This is a genomic window from Brevundimonas sp. G8, from assembly GCF_902506205.1.
GTDB lineage: Bacteria > Pseudomonadota > Alphaproteobacteria > Caulobacterales > Caulobacteraceae > Brevundimonas.
Genome location: NZ_LR732816.1, coordinates 1114318 through 1132075, shown reverse-complemented (window position 1 = coordinate 1132075; position 17758 = coordinate 1114318). Strand labels below are relative to the sequence as shown.

The following is a 17758-nucleotide window of genomic DNA, read 5'->3' as shown; positions in this document are numbered from 1 at the left end:
GCGGAGCCCGGTCGGATGAGGGTCTGATGGTGGGCCAGATCGCACCACCGAACCCTCACCCTTTCGCGAAGCCGATCGCCTGACGGCTCTCGGGCGCTCAAGCCCTCTCCCACCGGGAGAGGGAGGCGTTAGTCAGTCCGCCGCCGGGTATTCGAACGGGTCGCTCGGCGTCGGCTGGGTCGGCGTCGGCATGCGCGGCAGGGGCTCGTCGCGGTTGGCGGCGTTCAGCAGGAAGCTGGCCAGGATGACGGCCGCCTGACGCAGATCCTCGGCCTTCAGGTGGTCATAGCTGTCGATGCTGGTGTGGTGCAGGCGGCTGGAATAGTCGAGCGGGTCCTGGATGAACTGATAACCGGGCACGCCCACCGTCTGCATATAGACGTGGTCGGTGCCGCCCGAGTTGCGCAGCGAGACCGTAGTCGCGCCCATGCTGGCGAAGGGCGCCAGCCATTCCTGGAAGATCGGGGCGGCGGCGACATTGCCCTCGGCGTTGATGCCGCGAATCTTGCCCGAGCCGTTGTCCAGATTGAAATAGGCGACCAGGTCGCGATAGCCCGCGCGCGGCTCGATGGGCCAGCGGCTGCGCCAGGTGCGATTGTTCGACAGGCCCGCCAAGGCCGGGTCGTTCGACGCCGCGCGGGTCGCCAGGTGCTGATCGACGTAGGCCAGCGAGCCCAGAATGCCCTGTTCCTCGCCGTTCCACAGGGCGAAACGGATGGTGCGCTTGGGCCGCACGTTCAGGGTTTTCAGGATGCGCGCCGCCTCCATGACCACCGCGCTGCCCGCCGCATTGTCCACCGCGCCGTCCGAGGCGACCCAGCTGTCCAGGTGGGCGCCGGCCATGACGTATTCGCTGCCGCGCGCTGTACCGGGGATGTCGGCCAGGATGTTGTAGGCCTTGACGTCCTCGTCGTGGAACCGGACCTCGCTGTTCAGCTCCAGCGTCGGGGGCGCATCGGTCAGGGCCAGGCGCGCCAGGCGGCGATAGTCCTCGGCCGCCAGCTCCATCCCCGCCAGCTTCGGCGTGGCGCCGACCTGATAGGTGTAGCCCGTGCCGTGCAGCAGGCCGCCGTCGCGCTGGGAAATCCGCACCCAGGCCAGGGCGCCCTGTTCGACCAGGAAGGCGTCCAGTTCATTGGCGAAGTTGACGGTCTTCAGCGAGCGTTCGATGGCGGCTGGCGAATGCTGCGGCTGGTTATAGGTGTTGCGCTCGGCCAGTTCGGCGCTGGTCCAGCGGCGGAAGGCCGGCTCGGTCGGCTCCGAGCCCGTGCCCGGCTGAGAAAGCATGACGATCTTGCCCGACAGTTTGCCGCGCCATTTGTCGAAATCCTCGACCTTGGAGATCGGAGCCACGATCACGCCGCCGCTGATCGTTCCGTTGGTCGAAGGCGTCCAGGCGACGGGAATGGCGCGCAGGTCCAGCGGGCGAGGCGCAGTCATGCGGGCGCTGGAGCGGATGATGGACCAGCCCCGGCCGAACTCGAACCCTTCGGCCCGGACATTGGACAGGCCATAGTCGGTGAACTGCGCCTGAGCCCACCGCTCAGCCTCGCGCATCTGGGGCGAGTTGGTCATCCGCCCGCCGATCCGGTCGGTCAGATAGGCGGCGGTCTGCATCACCTGGCTGTGGTTCAGCCCCTGGTCGATGATGCCGTTGACGGCGACCCGGTCGACCGACTGTGCGGCGGCCGGCGTGGCGAGAAGGGCGGCGGCGGATACGAAGGCGAGCAGACGCGGCATGGATTCCCCTAGAAAGACCGATGGCTGAACAGGAGCGCATCTGATGCGATCCGCCTACGGAGTGCAAATCGCAAAGAAGGCCTGCGTCGCGACGATCAGCCCCAGGGGCCGCGCGGTTCCGTCGGCGTGGCGGGCACGCCGGTGGTCGAGGTGGTGAAGCCGGCGGCGGGGCGAGGCTGAGTCAGGTCCGGCGTTCGCGGGCGCGGCTGCATCCCCATCTTGGCGCCCAACTCCACCAGCGCCCGCACGCGGTTGGCCGTCGCCGGGTGGGTCGAGAACAGGTTGTCGGCCCCGCGACCCGCCAGCGGATTGATGATGAACATCTGGCCCGAAGCCGGATTGCGCTCGGCCGTCTGATTGGTGATCCGCTTGGCGTAGGCGTCGATCTTCTGCAGGGCCGAGGCCAAAGCCTGGGGGTCGCCCGCGATTTCGGCGCCGACGCGGTCGGCCTCGTATTCGCGACCCCGGCTGATCGCCATCTGCACCAGACCGGCCGCCATGGGCGCCAGCAGCATCAGGGCCAGGGTTCCGATGATGCCGCCCGGCCGTTCGCGATCCTGACCCCCGCCGAAGAACAGGGCGAAGTTGGCCAGGGCGGCGATCGCGCCGGCGATGGTCGCCGTCACTGTCATGATCAGGGTGTCGCGGTTCTTCACATGGGCCAACTCGTGCGCCATCACCCCGCGCACCTCCTCGCGGGTCAGCATGTCCAGCAGGCCGGTGGTGGCGCAGACGGCGGCGTTTTCGGGATTCCTGCCCGTGGCGAAGGCGTTGGGCTGGTCGTTGGGAATGATGGCGACCTGGGGTTGGGGCAGGCCGGCGTCGCGGGCCATCTGGCGCACGTCGGCGACATAATTCCTGACCACGGCGTTGGGATGCTGCTCGTCGACCGGTTGGGCGCGGTACATCTTCAGCACGATCTTGTCGGCGTTCCAGTAGCTGAACAGGTTCATCCCGCCCGCGAGCAGCAGGGCGATGGCCATGCCGGTCGCGCCGCCGATAAGGTAGCCGATTCCCATGAAGAGGGCGGTCAGCGCGGCCAGCAGGATGAAGGTCTTCAGATGGTTCATCGCGGTTCCGTCCCCCGATCCGGCCGCTAAGTCTGGCGTCACGGGTTTGATCCTCTATTTGAGAGAAGGCGCATCAAGCCTCAAGGGAGCCGCCCTGTGACCGAACATCCCACCCCCGGCCCGGACAACGACGCCGAAACGGCTCCAGCGACCCCCGTCTTCAACGCTGACGTGCCCCACGCAACGCCCGAACGCCCCCTCAGCGAGGCCGCCCGCCGTGCGCTTCAGGAGGCGGCCGATCGTCGCGCGCGCCAAGAGGCGGTTCAGGCGTACACGGAATACGGCGGCCCGTCCGGTCCCGAACCGACCCGTTTCGGCGATTGGGAAAAGAAGGGGCTGGCGGTCGATTTCTGACCTTCTGGCCCAGTCGGCGCGGGCAAAAGGGTTAACCACGGCTTAAGAAACAGGCGCCGGATTTGCCAGTGCAGGGACAACTCAGAGGAGTCTGTCCCGTGACGATACAGTCGATAATCACTGCCGCATCGGCGGCTCTGCTGCTTTCGGCGGCGCCCGCTCTCGCCGGAGGTCCCGGAGGCCACGGCGGCGGATATGGCGGCGGCCATGGCGGTCAACCCGGCGGCTGCGGCGGTGGCTGCGGTGGAGGCGGCGGCCATTACGGCGGCGGCAACTACAACGCCAACCACAACGTCAATGTGAACGTGAACGGCGGCGCCTACGCGAACGCGAACGCCTATGCGGGCGCATCCAGCTATTCGGCGATCAACGCCCGGTCCTATTCCAGCTCGTCCAGCTTCCAGCGCGGCTACGTCGGCGGCGGCACGACCTATGTCGGCAGCGGCGGCTATTCGGACGGCTACTATGGCGGCGGATACGGCGGCGGCTATGTGACCTCGGCCCCGGTTCTGGTCGGTCGTCCCCCGGTCAGCGCCCCAGTCGGTTATCCCGTCTATGGTTTCGGTCGCGACTACATCGGCTGGCGTCCGTATCAGCAGGGCCGCCCGGTCGACTGCAACTGCCGCCCGCCCGCACGTCCGCCGGTGCGTTACGAGCAGCGCTATGAGCAGCGGTACGAACAGAACTACGTCGAGCAGCCCCCGGTCTATGTCCAGGCGCCGCCGGTGCAGGTCGCGCCGCAGCGCATCTATGTCGCGCCGTCGCAGGTGAACTTCGCGCCGCCTCAGATCGAGATGGGACCGCCCACCTATATCGAGCAACCGCCCATCTACGTGCAGGCGCCGCCGGTCAACATCGGGCCTCAGCGCGTCCAGGTCGCCGCGTCGCAGGTGAACCTGGCCCCGCCGCAGATCGAAACGGGCGGTCCGGTCTATTACGATCAGGCCCCGGTCTATGTGCAGTCGGCCCCGGTCAACATCGGCCCGCAACGCATCCAGGTCGCCCCCGGCCAGGTCAACATGGCGCCGCCGCAGATCGAGACCGGCGGCCCGGTCTATGTCGATCAGTCGCCGGTCTATGTGCAGTCCGCACCGGTCAACGTCGCCCCGGCCCAGATCTATGTGGCCCCGCCGGAGGTGAACACCATGCCGCCGCCCCCTCCGCCGCCGCCTTCGGGCTACTACGGCGACCTGCCGCCGCCGGAAGCGCCCGCGCCTCACGCGCCGCCGCGCCACGGCTATGCCCAGGAGCCGGGCGAGCGGGGCTGATCGCCTCGCGATAGGACAACCGAAGACGAAACGGTCGCCCTGGTCTGTCTCAGATCAGGGCGATCTGCTGTGCGATCTCTTGCGCCGCCGCGCGCGGGTCGGCCGACGCCGTGATCGGCCGGCCGATGACCAAATGGGTGGCTCCCCCCTGAAGCGCCGCCTGCGGGGTCGCCGCCCGCGCCTGGTCGTCCAGCGCCGCGCCGACCGGCCGCACGCCCGGTGTCACGATGAGGAAATCCGGCCGTCCCGCCGCGATGGCCAAGGCCCGCGCGCGCGCCGCCTCGTGCGGGCTGGAGACGACGCCGTCGATGCCGGCGTCCAGCGCCTGGCGCACGCGTCGCTCGACCAGGTCGGCCGGCGACAGGCTGTGGTCGTCGGCGGCCAGATCCTCGGCCGTCAGGCTGGTCAAGACGGTGACGCCCAGCACCTTCATGGTCGATCCCGCCGCGCCCCGCGCCGCCGCCGCCATCACCTGCGGCCGCGCATGGACGGTCAGCAGGTCGCAGTCGGCGCTCGCCAGATTGGCCGTCGCCTTCTCCACCGTCGCGCCGATGTCGTGCAGCTTCCAGTCCAGAAAGATCTTGCTCCCTTGCGCCTTCAACTCGCGCGCCAGGTCCATGCCGCCGACCGCGAACAGCTGAAGCCCGATCTTGTAGAAGCCGACCGCATCCCCGATCCGCGCGACCAAGGCGGCGGCCTCAGCGGTCGTCGGCACGTCCAGGGCGCAGATGATCCGTTCGTCAGGCAGGCGATTGGGCGATGCGGTATGGGTCTGGGTCATCGACGGACTCGCGCTTAGCGGCTATGCCGGGACCTGTGGGGGCGCGTCGGCATGCGGCGTGACTGATTGAGGGCGAGGGCAGGCGATGAACGCAGTCGATTTGGGTGTCAACCTGTTCGTGACCCTGTTCGCCCTGCTGGACCCGATCGGCAATCTGCCGATCTTCGCCGCCGCCACGGCCGGGGCGACGCTGCGTCAGCGGATTTCGGTGTCGGCCCTGATCTGCGCCTTCGCCGCCGTCTTCCTGGCCTTCTTCCTGTTCACGGGCCTGGGCCTGCTGCAGTTCTTCGGAATTTCGCTGGCGGCGTTCCGCATCGCCGGGGGCATTCTGCTGCTGTTCCTGGGGCTGGACATGGCGCGCGGCGACTTTTTGGCCATGTTCGCCGACAAGGACGCGCTTGCCGACTCCAAGGACGTGCGCGGCTATGCCCGCCGCCGTTTCCAGCGCCTGGTCGTGCCCTTCGCCATTCCGCTGATGATCGGCCCCGGCGCCATTTCGGCGGTCATCATCCAGGCGGGCGAGGCGGCCAAGCTGGGCTATGCCGGCACCATGGGCTCGCTGGTCGCCATTTCGGCCGCCTGCGCCGTGTCCTTCGTCTGTTTCGCCCTGACCGGGTCGCTCAGTCGTCTGCTGGGCGAAGTGGGCATGGCCATCATCGTCAAGGTGCTGGGGCTGATCCTGTGCGCCCTGGCGATCCAGTTCATCCTGCTGGGCCTGGGCGAGGCCATCCCAGGCATGATCTCCGGCGCGGTGACCACGCCCTATCCGGCGGTGAAATAGGGCTTCAGTCCTCGTCGTCCTCAATGACGTGGATGTCGTCATCGGTCAGGCCCAGGTGGTGGCCGATCTCGTGGATCAGGACGTGGGCGATCAGTTCGCCGATCCCCACGTCGCCGCGCTCGCACCATTCGTCCAGGATCGGGCGGCGATAGAGGAAGACGCGCGACGGCTCGGCCGCCGGCCCCAGGCTGTCGCGCCGGCCGATGTCCACGCCGTGATACAGGCCCGTCAGCTCGAACGGATCCTCGATCTCCATCTCCGCCAGCGTCGCCTCGTCGGCGAAGTCGTCGATGCGGATGACCACCTCGCCCGCCGCCTGTTTGAAAGGCCCCGGCAGGGCGTCGAACGCCTCTTGCGCCAGCCTGGCGAAGTCGTCGAGGGAGGGGGCGATCGCGTCGGTCATGACTGCGATATCGCCGCCCCGAGGCTCCGCCGCAACGGGGCGCGATGACGCGATCACGAGACTGCCGCTTTTTCGCGCGCTTGGGGTATGGTTACCGAATCGGGGCGCAGACCTTTCTCCAGGGACACGAATGGCCGAGGCCGACATCGCCTATGTCGCCACAGCGGGCGCAGCCGGACTGGCCATGGCCGTCAGCGCCTGGGCCTTGCTGCTGCGTGGACGGCTGAACGAGACGGCGGTCCAGGCCGAACGCGAGCGGGTCGAGGCTTTGGCGGACCTCAGCCGCCACGACGCCATGCTGCGCGCCTTCGACGACGTCAGCCTGGCCCTGACGCCGGAGGGTCAGGCGGCCGGCGCGCCCATCGGCTCGGCCGAACTGATCGCGCGCCTGGCGGGCGACAGCGACGAGGTCGGCGCCGCCGTCCTGGCCAAGCTCAAGATCACCCACGACGCCCTGATCGAGGCCCTGGTGCAGTCGGGCCAGGCGTTCGAAGGTCTGGTCGCGCTGGACGACGTCGAGCCGTGGCGGATCGAGGGGCGGGTCGCGGGCGGTTCGGCCTGGCTGCGGCTGTCGCCCGCGTCGCGCTTCACCCTGACCGGCGCCGATGCGACCGAGAGCGGGTTGGCCATGCTGGGCGACGCCTCGCCCATGCCGACCTGGGTCGTGGACGGGACCGGCAAACTGGCCTGGGCCAACCGCGCCTGGCTGGCCGAGATCAACGCCGAAACCATCGAAGCCGCCATCGATGAAGGCCTGTCTTTCGACCGTGGGGCCGACGCCTTGGTCGCCGAGGCCGCGCGGCTGGGCGTGCGACAGGAGGGCTTCCGCTGGACGACCGGCGGGGGGGCGCGCCGCGCCTGGCGCATCATCGCCGAACCGGCGGGCGGCGGCGCCGTCACCGCCTTCGCCATCGAGGTGACCGAGGCGGAAGAGACGCGCGACACCCTGCGCCGCCACGTCGAAGCCCATGACGAGACGCTGAACCACCTGGCTGACGCTGTCGCCATTTTCGGCCCGCAGAAGCGGCTGGCCTTCCACAATACCGCCTTCCAGACCCTGTTCGACATCGACGCGGCCTGGCTGGACGAACGCCCGACCCATGCCGAACTGCTGGACCGGCTGCGCCAGCGTCGCAGCCTGCCCGAAGTCGTGGACTATGCCGGCTGGAAGGCGCGTGAGCTAGAGTTCTACGGCGCGTCGGAGGCCTCGCCCGACGACAGCTGGTCCCTGCCGGACGGGCGCACCCTGCGTGTCGTGCGCCAGCCGCATCCGCTGGGCGGCATATTGCTGATCTTCTCGGACATCACTGACGAGCTGAAGCTGCGCAGCCGGTTCAACGCCCAGATTCAGGTCCAGCGCGCGACGCTGGACAAGCTGAACGACGCGGTCGCCGTGTTCGGCTCGGACGGGCGGCTGAGGCTGCACAACGAGGCGTTCGAGACCTTCTGGAACCTGTCGGTCGACCGGATCGCGGCGGCGTCGGATTTCGACGCCCTGGCCGAACTGTGCAAGGCGGTGCTGCCCGATCCCGCCTTGTGGCTGGGGCTGAAGGCGCGCGTCGCCGATCCCGATCCCGAAAGCCGCGTGGCGATCTCAGGCGAGGGCCGCACCGTCGATGGACGCGTCGCCGCCTGGCAGACCCGGCCGCTGCCGGACGGCGCGACCCTGGTCGCCTTCTCGGACGTGACCGCCCGGCGCGGTCTGGAACAGGCCCTGGTTCAGCGCGAACAGGCCCTGGCCGAAAGCCAGGCGCTGAAGCGCGAGTTCGTCGGCAGCGTCTCCTATGAGCTGCGCACACCCCTGACCACCATCGTCGGCTATTCCGAACTGTTGGAGACCATGGGCGACCTGCCCGAGCGCAGCCGCCAGCACGCCGGCGCCATCCGCATCGCCGCCAGCCAGTTGGCGCGCTCGATCGACGACGTGCTGGACATGGCCCAGATCGACGCCGGCGAGATGGAGCTGTCGCTGGGCGACATGCGCGTCAGCGACCTGCTGATCCAGGCGGCGGAAAAGGTCCGTGCGCGGGTCGAGGGACGCGGCGCGACCCTGACCATCGCCTGTCCCAGCGACCTCAAGCCGATCCGCGCGGACGAGCACCGCATCGGCCAGGCTCTGGATCATCTGCTGGAAAACGCCGCCCGCGCCGTGTCCGAGGGCGGCGCGGTTGAGCTGAAGGCCGAGACCGGCCCGTCCGAAATCCGCCTGACCGTTTCCGACACGGGGCGAGGCATCCCCTATCACCTGCAGGCCCACGTCTTCGACCGCTTCGTGCGGCGCGAACGGGGCGGCCCCGGCGTGGGCCTGGCCCTGGTCAAGGCCCTGGTCGAACTGCACGGCGGGTGGGCCGAGGTCGAGAGCGAGCCGGGCAAGGGCGCCGCCTTCATCCTGCACCTGCCGCTGGGCGCCGCGACCACCGCCGCCGCGCCCGAGCTTCAGCTGGAACTCTAGCGTCGCGACGCTTTCGACGTATCGCGCGCCGGGCCGAACTCGGCGCCTGCGTTCCATTCCGGCCATTGGTCGCTGTCGGCCAGCTCACGGCCGACGGCGTAGATCAGGGCCACGTCGGCGGCAGCGGCGTCCATTTTCCAGGTCGCATCCCATTCGTCTGTAGGCTGATGATATCGGTTCTGGACATAGTCTCGGCTGGCCGCGCTGGCGCCGGTGAAGCCCGCCGCCGGGAACAGAGCCGGCACGCCGCGCAGGGCCAGGGGGAAGTGGTCGGAGCGATAGAAGCCCCCGGCCTGGGGCGCCGGATCGGCGATCAGGGTTCGGCCGGCCTGGGTTGCGTGGCGCGCCAGGACGTCGTCCAGCTGGTTCTTGCCCTTGCCGATGACGACGACGTTGGGGTCGATTTCGACGCCGGGCAGCAGGCTGTCGACGTTGATGTTGGCGACCGTTGTCTCCAGCGGCCAGACAGGATTGGCGGCGTAGTAGGTCGAGCCCAGCAGGCCCGCCTCCTCGCCCGACCAGGCGGCGAAGACGACCGACCGTTTCGGACGCGGACCGTCGGCGAAGGTGTGGGCCAGTTCCAGCAGGGCCGCGACCCCGGTCGCATTGTCCACGGCGGCGTTATAGATCTTGTCGCCCTGAGCGTTCGGCGTGCCGACGCCGTAGCCGTCCCAGTGGGCGCCGTACATGACGGTCTCGTCCGGGCGTTCGGCGCCGGGAATGCGAGCGATGACGTTCTTGGTCTCCACCTTGTCGGCGATCTGGCCGAAGTCCACGCTCATGGTCACGCCGGGCAGGATCACGGGCTTGAAGTCCGCGCTGCGGGCGCTGTCCTTCAGGGCGGCAAAGTCCAGGCCGGCGGCGGTGAACAACTCTTCGGCCTTGGCCCGCTGGATCCAGCCCTGGAAGGGCGCGCGCTCGGCGTCGGGATCGGCGCGTACGATGTCGAACTTTGGCGCGGCCGACGAATTCTGCAGCGTGGACCAGCCATAGCCGGCGCCGTCCGTCTCATGCACCACCAGCACGCCCGCCGCGCCGCGACGGCCCGCCTCCTGGAACTTGTAGGTCCAGCGGCCATAGAAGGTCATCGCATTGCCGTCGAACTTGCCGGCGACCGGATCGCCCTCGGGTGCCTGGAAATCGGGATCGTTGACCAGGACGACGATGACCTTGCCGCGCACATCCACGTCCTTGAAATCGTTCCACTGGCGTTCCGGCGCGGTCGCGCCATAGCCGACGAAGACGACGGGCGCGTCGGTCACGGTGATGTGGTCGGTCGGGCGGTCGCTGGACACCAGCACGTCGGGACCGCGCTCCAGGCTGATCGTCCTGCCGGCGACCGTCGCGGCGACGGTCGCGGGGCCGTCCTGGCGCGTGCGCGACAGATGGGCGACCTGGACGAAGGCGCCGTCCGGTCCACCGCCCTCGGCGCCTGCAGCACGGAACTGTTCGACCAGCCAGGCGACGGTCTTCTCCTCTCCCGGCGAGGCGGGGGCGCGGCCTTCGAACTCATCCGACGCTAGGACCCGCACCGATTCGTTCATCCGCGCGGCGTCGATGTTCGGCGACGCCTCCTGCGCCAGGGCGGGGGAACAGGCCATCATCAGAGCCAGGACTGAAACGGTGGGCAGGGTGCGGCGCATCGGAAACTCCTAATCGAACCGGGCGACCCTGCCTTCCTCAGTCGCGGCTGTCGAGCCAGTCGATGACGCCGGACGCCGCCACCACCCCTGACGCGAAGCTGGCCTGAAGCAGATAACCGCCGGTCGGCGCCTCCCAGTCCAGCATCTCTCCGGCGACGAAGACGCCCGGCCGCGCGACCAGCATCAGCCGTTCGTCCAGGCCGTCCAGCGCCACGCCGCCCGCCGAGGAAATCGCCCGCTCCAGCCCCTGCACGCCCGTCAGGGTCAGCGGCATGGCCTTGATTCGTTCGGCAATGGCGCGGGGCGAGGCGGGCAGGGGGCCGGCTTCGTACAGCAGGGCGACGGCGGCGGGATCGAGCCCAACCACCTTGCGCAGATGGTTCGACAGGCTGGCCTTGCCGCGCGGCTGGGACAGACGTTCTGTCAGCCGCCCGGTCGCCACGTCGGGCTTCAGGTCGATGCGAATCTGCGCCGTTCCCTCCGCCTCGACCGCCTCACGCAGGACGGCCGACAGGGCGTAGACAGCGCCGCCTTCGATGCCGTAGCGGGCGATCATCGCCTCGCCGCGCGCCGTCCTGTCGCCATGGGTGACGGCGACGCCCTTCAGCGGCTGGCCGGCGAACCGGTCGCGCAACAGCCTAGACCAGGCGACGTCGAACCCGACGTTCGCGGGCCGGAACGGCGTGACTTCGGTTCCAGCCTCCTTGATCCAAGGCGTCCAGGCCCCATCCGAACCCAGACGCGGCCAGCTGGCGCCGCCCAGGGCCAGAACCACGGCGTCCGGTCGCTCCAGTCGTTCGCCTTCCGGCGTCTCGAACGCCAGCGCCCCGTCGCGCCAGCCGGTCCAGCGCGACCGGGTGCGGATCTCGACGCCCAATCCCTCCAGCCGCGCGAGCCAGGCCCGCACGAGGGGCGAGGCCTTCATCGCCTTGGGAAATACCCGGCCGCTGGACCCGACGAAGGTCTCCTGTCCCAGGGCCTCGACCCAGGCGGTCAGGTCGGTAGGCGTGAACCGGTCGATCCAGGCGGCGGCTGTGGGTTGGGCAGCGCCATAACGGGTGGCGAACCGGTCCAGCGGTTCCGAATGGGTCAGGTTCAGTCCGCCCCGTCCGGCCATCAACAGCTTGCGGGCGACGGACGGCATCCGCTCGTGCACCACCACGGTCGCCCCCGCCTGCGCCAGCCGCTCAGCGGCCATCAGTCCGGCGGGACCGGCGCCGATCACATGGACGGTTCGGGAGGGCATCGGGCGAGGGGACTGTTGCATGGCGTCGCTTTGCGCGCTTGCGGCGGCGCTGGCTATAGCTTCCCGCATCGCTATGTTCCGTACCATGAGCGTTGCATTCACCCGCGAAGAAGATCTTGAGGCCACCGCCGCCGACTTGGCGGACCGCCCGATCTCGCCCCATCCCAATCTGGTCACCCCGGAAGGCTTGGCGATGATCGAGGCCGAACTGGCCTCGGCCCGCGCCGCCTATACCGCCGCCCAGGTGAAGGGGTCCATCGAGAGCGACCGTACGGCGATGGCGCGCGCGACGCGCGATCTGCGCTACTGGTCGGCCCGGCGGGCCTCGGCCCAGCTGGTCGAGCCGACGCAGGACGACGGCGCCGTGCGGTTCGGCGGTTCGGTCTCCATCGAGCGCGAGGACGGCCGCGCCCAGACCTGGCGTATCGTCGGTGAGGACGAGGCCGATCCGGCGGCCGGCTCCGTCAGCCATGTCTCGCCCCTGGCCCGCGCCGTCGTGGGCAAGCGGGTCGGTGACGAGGTGATCGTGGCGGGCCAGTCGGCGGAAATCGTCGCCGTCAGCTAGACCCTAGTTTTGGGCGTCTTCGTCGCCTAGCATCTCGCGCATCATGTCCAGGATCAGCTTCTGCTTGCGCGGCGGCAGGCGCGGCGCAAGGCGGGTGATCTCGACGCTGTTCCTGGTCGGCTTGTGCTCGTGGTCGAAGGCGGGGGCCGCTTCTTCCGCCATACCCGGCTGGGTGCTGGCGTAGCCTTTGAAGAAGAAGGGGATTTCGACCTTCATGAAATCGGCCATTTCGAACAGTTTCGAGGCCGAGACGCGGTTGGTGCCCTTCTCGTATTTCTGCACCTGCTGGAAGCTGACGCCGACGGCCTTGGCCAAGGCCGTCTGGGTCAAACCCAGGTCCAGACGCTTCTCCTGAACGCGACGGCCGACATGGCGATCGACGGGATGCGGATCCTCGTCCTTCTCACGCGCCATCGCCGTCCCCCTCTAAGTCAGATCGCTGCCCGATTCGCACGGACCCTAGATCGCCGGATCGAAGGCCACAAGGACAGGATGAACGCTGTTAGGGTCGAGAAAAAGAACAGGAAATCGCCGAACCGACCATAGGGCGTGATCCCGGTCGGGCGCGGCAGGGGGGCGTCGATCACGCCCATGACGCCGGGGTCCAGCCGTTGGCCGTCCACGATCCGGCCCCAGGGGTCGATCATGGCCGAAATCCCCGTCGGCGTGGCCCGCGCGATAGGCAGGCCGGTCTCGATGGCGCGATAGCTGGCCAGGTTCAGATGCTGGCGCGGCCCCGATGTCGCGCCGAACCAGGCGTCGTTGGAGGCGTTGACGATCCACTCGGGCCGCCCGGCCGCGCCGGGGGTGAAGCCGGGATAGAGGCTCTCGTAACAGATCAGCACCTGGGCCGGCGGCGCGCCTGGAATCGAAATCGGCGCCGGCGTGGGTCCGGCGGAAAAATCGCTGGGCATATGCACCAGGCTGCGCAGGCCGATCTTGGTCATGATCCCGCCCAGCGGAAGATATTCGCCAAACGGCACCAGTCGATGCTTGTCATAGACGGCGGCAACCCTCAGGCCCGCCCCGCCCTCGTCGGCCATGGCGAACAGGCTGTTATAATAGCGGCCGCCCTCCGGCGCCGTCGGGTCGGGCTCGCCGCGCGCCAGGCCCATCAGCAGGGTCTGGCCGGGCCGCAAGGCGCCGGCGATGGCCTGGGCGTCGGCCGAGGCGAAGACGTCGTTTGCCGACGCAGGCAGGGCGCCCTCGGGCCAGACCACGACATTAGGCGTGCGCGCCGCCGCCTGACCCGTCAGGGCGACATAGCGATCGACGATGGAGCGATAGGCCTCGGGCGACCATTTGGTCTCCTGCTTCACATCGGCCTGAACCAGCCGCACGACCGTGTCGGTGAACTGCAGGTCCGACTGCGCCAGCCTGATGGCGCCGAACGTCCCGACGGCGATCAGGGTCAGGGCGCCCAGGCTTGTGGAGATCAGGCGGCTGCGTTTCGCGCCCGGCCCGATCAGCGGAGCGAAGGCCGCCGTCGCGGCGACCGTCACCAGGCTCAGCCCATAGACGCCGACGACCGAGGCGAACTGGGACATGCCCCCCCCCGCACGCCAGGTCGCGCCGGCCGGGTTCCACGGAAAGCCGGTCAGCACATGACCGCGCAACCATTCGGCCGCGCAGAACAGGGCGGCGAACAACAGCACCCGCACCGCGCCTAGCGGCGCCCAGCGACGATACAAGGCGGTCGCCGCCCCCCAGAACAGACCCAGGCCGGCCGGCAACAGGCTGGCGGCGAAGGGCGCCATCCACGCCTGTTCGGGATTGACGAAGAAGGCCTCGGCCACCCACCAGCAGCCGACGAAGAAATAGGCGAAGCCCGCCAGCCACCCCATCCAGAAGGCGCCGCGCACCGTGTCGGATCGCTCCGACAGGATCATCAGCAGCGGATAGCCCAGCAGGCCGATCAGCACCCCGAACGGCGGATGGGCGAAGGCGGTCCCGGCGCCGGCCAGCAGCGCCAAGACGACGCGGATCAGACGCCAGGTTAGCGCGCGTTTCTTGTCGGGCATCGCGCGGATCGGGGCGGCGACACGGTCCAGCAGGGCGTCGGGAAACATGGGGTCAGTCCTGCTGCTCGGAGGCGTAGGGGTCGGCGACGCCGATCTGGGCCAGAATCTCGCGCTCCTCGGCCTCCATCTCCTCGGCCTCGCCGTCGTCCTCGTGGTCGCGGCCCAGCAGGTGCAGCACGCCATGGACGACCAGATGGCTCAGGTGATCGGCCAGGGTCTTGCCCTGGGCCTCGGCTTCGGTCGCGCAGACGCCGTAGGCCAGGACGATGTCGCCCAGATGCGGCGCGGCGTTTTCGGGCGCGGGGAAGGACAGGACGTTGGTCGGCCGATCCTTGTCGCGAAACCGGGCGTTCAGTTCGCGCACGGCTGAGTCATCGGTCAGCAGGACGACGATGTCGCCCTCGACCGTTCCCAACGCGGCCTGGGCGGCGCGTTCGACTACCGCCTCAGTTTCCGGCAGGGCGCCGGTCCAGGCCTCGGCCTCGACTTCGATCTCGATCATGCTGGGTCTTCGGCAACAGGAGCCGGACGACCCTTCGCAACGTCGGCGTCATAGGCGCGCACGATCCGCTCCACCATGGCGTGGCGCACCACGTCCGAGGCCTCGAACTTCAGGACACCGACGCCCTTGACCCCGTCCAGGATCTTCAGGGCATGAGCGAGGCCGGAATCGCGCGGGTTCAGCAGGTCGATCTGCGACGGATCGCCCGTCACCACCATCCGCGCGCCCTCGCCCAGCCGGGTCAGGACCATCTTCATCTGCAGGCGGGAAGTGTTCTGAGCCTCGTCGACTATGACGAAGGCGTGGCTGAGGGTGCGGCCGCGCATGAAGGCGATGGGGGCGGCTTCGATCTCGCCCTTGTCGCGGCGACGCTGCACGTCCTCGGCGCCCAGGATGTCGTTCAGCGCCTCCCAGATCGGGGCCAGATAGGGATCGACCTTCTCGTTCAGGTCGCCTGGCAGAAAGCCCAGCTTCTCGCCCGCCTCGACCGCCGGCCGGGTGATGACCAGCCGGTCCACCTGTCCTCGCCGCAGAAGCGACGCGCCATAGGCCGCCGCCAGGAAGGTCTTGCCGGTGCCGGCCGGGCCGACGCCGAACGACAGCTCGCATCGGCCCAGCATGTCCAGATAGGCGGCCTGCGCCTTGGTCTTGGGCACGATGGAGCCCCGCTTGCCGCCGGGAAGCGACACGCCCGCCGCCGCCATGCCCGGCGTGCCCTTGCCGCCGCGCGCCTGACCCAGGGCCGCACGTACATCGGCCTCGGTGACTTCGGCGCCCAGGGCCGCGCGCTTGGCCAGGTCCTCGATGACTTGGCGCGCATCGTTGCGGTCGCGCGTGCCGCCGTTGACGGAGACGCCGCCGCCCGGCGCCTCGACCAGCACCTTGAAGGCGTCCTCGATCAGGGCGACGTGACGGCTGTTCGGCCCGACGACCGCACGCAGCTCGGCGTCATTCAACGGGACGAATTCGGACTCACGCGCCATCAAGCAGCCTTTTGCTGGGAAATAAGCCGGCCCATCAGACTGTTCTGCTGGCCCGCAACGATCTCGACCGGAACGATTTGTCCGATCAGATGATCCGCGTCATCGACGTGGACCGATTGCAGATATGGGGATCGACCGATCGCTTGGCGACGGTGGCCGTGTCGGCCGGGCTTGTCGAACAGCACATTCAGGGTTCGGCCCGCCTGGGCGAGGTTGAAGGCGGTCTGCTGTTCGGTCAGCAGGGCGATCAGACGGTGCAGCCGTTCCTTGGCGACTTCCGGCTCGACCTGTTTGCCCATGCCGGCGGCGGGCGTGCCGGGGCGGGGCGAATAGGCGAAGGCGAACGCCCCCGCGTAGTTTACGCGACGCACCAGATCCAGCGTGTCCTCGAACTCCTTGTCCGTCTCGCCGGGGAAGCCGACAATGAAATCGCCCGCGATGGCGATGTCGGGCCGCGCGGCGCGGATGCGGTCGATCAGGTCGAAATATTTCTGGCGGCCGTGCTTTCTGTTCATCGCCCGCAGGATTCGGTCCGACCCCGCCTGAACCGGCAGGTGCAGATAGGGCATCAGGGCGTCCAGCTCGCCGTGCGCGGCGATCAGTTCGTCGGCCATGTCGTTGGGGTGGCTGGTCGTATAGCGGATCCGGTCCAGCCCGGGGATCTCGGCCAGGGCATAGGCCAGTTCGGCCAGGGTCGCCTTCTTCCCATCCAGGCGCTCGCCGGCATAGGCGTTGACGTTCTGGCCCAGCAGGGTGACCTCACGCACGCCGCGCCCGGCCAGTTGCCGCGCCTCTTCCAGCACCGAAGCCATCGGCCGCGACCATTCGGCGCCGCGCGTATAAGGCACGACGCAGAAGGTGCAGAACTTGTCGCACCCCTCCTGCACCGTCAGGAAGGCGGTCGGTCCTTCTGTGAATCGTGCAGCGGGCAGGGCGTCGAACTTGTCATCGGGGGCGAAGTCGGCGCCGATGCGCTCGCCCCGCGCCCGCGCCGTGCGGGTCAGCAGTTCGGGCAGCTGATGATAGGCCTGGGGGCCGACGACGATGTCGACCGCCGGTTGGCGGCGCATGATCTCCTCGCCCTCGGCCTGGGCGACGCACCCGGCGACGGCGATGGTCAGGTCGCCACCGGTTTCTCGCCGGATGTCGCGCATCTCGCGCAGCTTGCCGAGCTCGGAATAGATTTTTTCGGCCGCCTTCTCGCGGATGTGGCAGGTGTTCAGGATGACGAAGTCGGCGGCCTTCACGTCGTCGGTGACGGCATAGCCCAGCGGGCGCAGCACGTCGGCCATGCGCTCCGAGTCATAGACGTTCATCTGGCAGCCGTACGTCTTGATGAACAGACGCTTCTCGGGCGCCGTCTCGACTTGGGGAGCCAGGGTCTCGGTCATCGGGGGCTTATGATCGCCCATGCCCCTGACGACAAGGCGCGCCCCGACAAGACGGGCGCTCAGCCCGCATCCACATCGGCGGGATCGACCCGCGCGGCGTGGCGGGTGAAGATCAGGCCTTCGCGCTTGGACGGCTCGGCGCCCTCGATGGCGACGCCGTAAAGCTCAAGCTTGTGGCCGATAAGCTGGAAGCCCAGCCGTTCTGCGATCTCGGACTTCAGCCGCTCGATCTCGGCGTCGAAGAACTCGATCACCTCGCCGGACTTGGTGTCGATCAGGTGATCGTGGTGATCGTCACCCGCCTCTTCGTAGCGGCTGCGGCCGTCGCCGAAGTCATGCTTCTCGACCACGCCTGCCTCTTCGAACAGGCGCACGGTGCGATAGACGGTGGCGATCGAGATGTGGGGGTCGATGGCCGAGGCGCGGCGGTACAGCTCCTCGACATCGGGGTGGTCTTCGGCGTTCGACAGTACGCGGGCGATCACCCGACGCTGTTCAGTCATACGCATGCCGCGGTCGGCGCAGAGTTTTTCGATCCGGTCCATGACCCTAGAATAG

At 68.7% G+C, this 17758-nt stretch carries 17 protein-coding genes; 5 read left to right on the top strand and 12 right to left on the bottom strand.

The genetic code is table 11. From position 1 onward, the window contains the following. Window positions 1–132: 132 nt before the first annotated feature. Together CHRYSEO8AT_RS05580 and htpX are read right to left on the bottom strand one after the other, a co-directional pair. The gene (locus CHRYSEO8AT_RS05580; protein WP_159847436.1) at window positions 133–1740 is read right to left on the bottom strand and encodes a M20/M25/M40 family metallo-hydrolase; all 1608 of its coding nucleotides are present in this window, start codon (window positions 1738–1740) and stop codon (window positions 133–135) included. Window positions 1741–1835: 95 nt separating this feature from the next. Next, window positions 1836–2810 (bottom strand): zinc metalloprotease HtpX, encoded by a 975-nt coding sequence (gene htpX, locus CHRYSEO8AT_RS05575; protein WP_159847433.1) that lies wholly within the window; start codon window positions 2808–2810, stop codon window positions 1836–1838. A 96-nt stretch (window positions 2811–2906) separates the two neighbouring features. Between htpX and CHRYSEO8AT_RS05570 the strand changes: the two genes are divergently transcribed. Together CHRYSEO8AT_RS05570 and CHRYSEO8AT_RS05565 are read left to right on the top strand one after the other, a co-directional pair. After that, window positions 2907–3164, top strand: a complete 258-nt coding sequence (locus CHRYSEO8AT_RS05570; RefSeq protein ID WP_159847430.1) for a DUF1674 domain-containing protein — start codon at window positions 2907–2909, stop codon at window positions 3162–3164. Window positions 3165–3262: 98 nt separating this feature from the next. Continuing rightward, window positions 3263–4432, top strand: coding sequence for a hypothetical protein (locus CHRYSEO8AT_RS05565; RefSeq protein ID WP_159847427.1), 1170 nt, complete (start codon window positions 3263–3265; stop codon window positions 4430–4432). A 49-nt stretch (window positions 4433–4481) separates the two neighbouring features. Here the strand turns inward: CHRYSEO8AT_RS05565 and pyrF are convergent, their stop codons facing one another. Continuing rightward, entirely contained in the window at window positions 4482–5213 is a 732-nt protein-coding gene (gene pyrF / locus CHRYSEO8AT_RS05560; RefSeq protein ID WP_159847424.1) for an orotidine-5'-phosphate decarboxylase, read from the bottom strand. Window positions 5214–5298: 85 nt separating this feature from the next. Between pyrF and CHRYSEO8AT_RS05555 the strand changes: the two genes are divergently transcribed. Then, window positions 5299–5994, top strand: coding sequence for a MarC family protein (locus CHRYSEO8AT_RS05555; RefSeq protein WP_159847421.1), 696 nt, complete (start codon window positions 5299–5301; stop codon window positions 5992–5994). A gap of 4 nt (window positions 5995–5998) precedes the next feature. On the opposite strand, the gene CHRYSEO8AT_RS05550 is transcribed toward CHRYSEO8AT_RS05555, so the two are convergent. After that, window positions 5999–6397, bottom strand: a complete 399-nt coding sequence (locus CHRYSEO8AT_RS05550) for a metallopeptidase family protein (protein WP_159847418.1) — start codon at window positions 6395–6397, stop codon at window positions 5999–6001. A gap of 130 nt (window positions 6398–6527) precedes the next feature. Between CHRYSEO8AT_RS05550 and CHRYSEO8AT_RS05545 the strand changes: the two genes are divergently transcribed. Further along, on the top strand, window positions 6528–8849 hold the full coding sequence (locus tag CHRYSEO8AT_RS05545; protein ID WP_159847415.1) for a PAS domain-containing sensor histidine kinase: 2322 nt from the start codon (window positions 6528–6530) through the stop codon (window positions 8847–8849). Here CHRYSEO8AT_RS05545 and CHRYSEO8AT_RS05540 read toward each other — a convergent pair. Then, entirely contained in the window at window positions 8846–10492 is a 1647-nt protein-coding gene (locus CHRYSEO8AT_RS05540; protein ID WP_159847412.1) for a M28 family metallopeptidase, read from the bottom strand. The two genes, CHRYSEO8AT_RS05545 and CHRYSEO8AT_RS05540, sit on opposite strands and share 4 nt — an antisense overlap. A gap of 37 nt (window positions 10493–10529) precedes the next feature. Continuing rightward, a complete protein-coding gene (locus tag CHRYSEO8AT_RS05535) occupies window positions 10530–11759 on the bottom strand; it encodes a TIGR03862 family flavoprotein (RefSeq protein WP_159847409.1) in 1230 nt (409 codons plus the stop codon). Window positions 11760–11823: 64 nt separating this feature from the next. On the opposite strand from CHRYSEO8AT_RS05535, the gene greA reads away from it, so the two are divergent. After that, window positions 11824–12303, top strand: a complete 480-nt coding sequence (greA, locus tag CHRYSEO8AT_RS05530; RefSeq protein WP_201304371.1) for a transcription elongation factor GreA — start codon at window positions 11824–11826, stop codon at window positions 12301–12303. Window positions 12304–12306: 3 nt separating this feature from the next. Here the strand turns inward: greA and CHRYSEO8AT_RS05525 are convergent, their stop codons facing one another. Genes CHRYSEO8AT_RS05525 through CHRYSEO8AT_RS05500 form a run of 6 tightly spaced genes read right to left on the bottom strand, consistent with a single transcriptional unit; the run spans window position 12307 to window position 17745 of the window. Then, entirely contained in the window at window positions 12307–12717 is a 411-nt protein-coding gene (locus CHRYSEO8AT_RS05525; RefSeq protein ID WP_159847403.1) for a helix-turn-helix transcriptional regulator, read from the bottom strand. Window positions 12718–12734: 17 nt separating this feature from the next. Further along, the gene (gene lnt, locus CHRYSEO8AT_RS05520) at window positions 12735–14324 is read right to left on the bottom strand and encodes an apolipoprotein N-acyltransferase (RefSeq protein WP_370514249.1); all 1590 of its coding nucleotides are present in this window, start codon (window positions 14322–14324) and stop codon (window positions 12735–12737) included. Between the two features lie 52 nt (window positions 14325–14376). Then, entirely contained in the window at window positions 14377–14826 is a 450-nt protein-coding gene (gene ybeY / locus CHRYSEO8AT_RS05515; RefSeq protein WP_159847397.1) for an rRNA maturation RNase YbeY, read from the bottom strand. After that, a complete protein-coding gene (locus CHRYSEO8AT_RS05510) occupies window positions 14823–15809 on the bottom strand; it encodes a PhoH family protein (RefSeq protein WP_159847374.1) in 987 nt (328 codons plus the stop codon). Before CHRYSEO8AT_RS05510 ends, ybeY begins: the two co-directional genes overlap by 4 nt. Then, the gene (miaB, locus tag CHRYSEO8AT_RS05505) at window positions 15809–17200 is read right to left on the bottom strand and encodes a tRNA (N6-isopentenyl adenosine(37)-C2)-methylthiotransferase MiaB (protein WP_159847371.1); all 1392 of its coding nucleotides are present in this window, start codon (window positions 17198–17200) and stop codon (window positions 15809–15811) included. The genes CHRYSEO8AT_RS05510 and miaB overlap by 1 nt, the downstream gene beginning before the upstream one ends. Window positions 17201–17259: 59 nt before the next feature. Further along, a complete protein-coding gene (locus CHRYSEO8AT_RS05500; RefSeq protein ID WP_159847368.1) occupies window positions 17260–17745 on the bottom strand; it encodes a Fur family transcriptional regulator in 486 nt (161 codons plus the stop codon). Window positions 17746–17758: the final 13 nt, after the last annotated feature.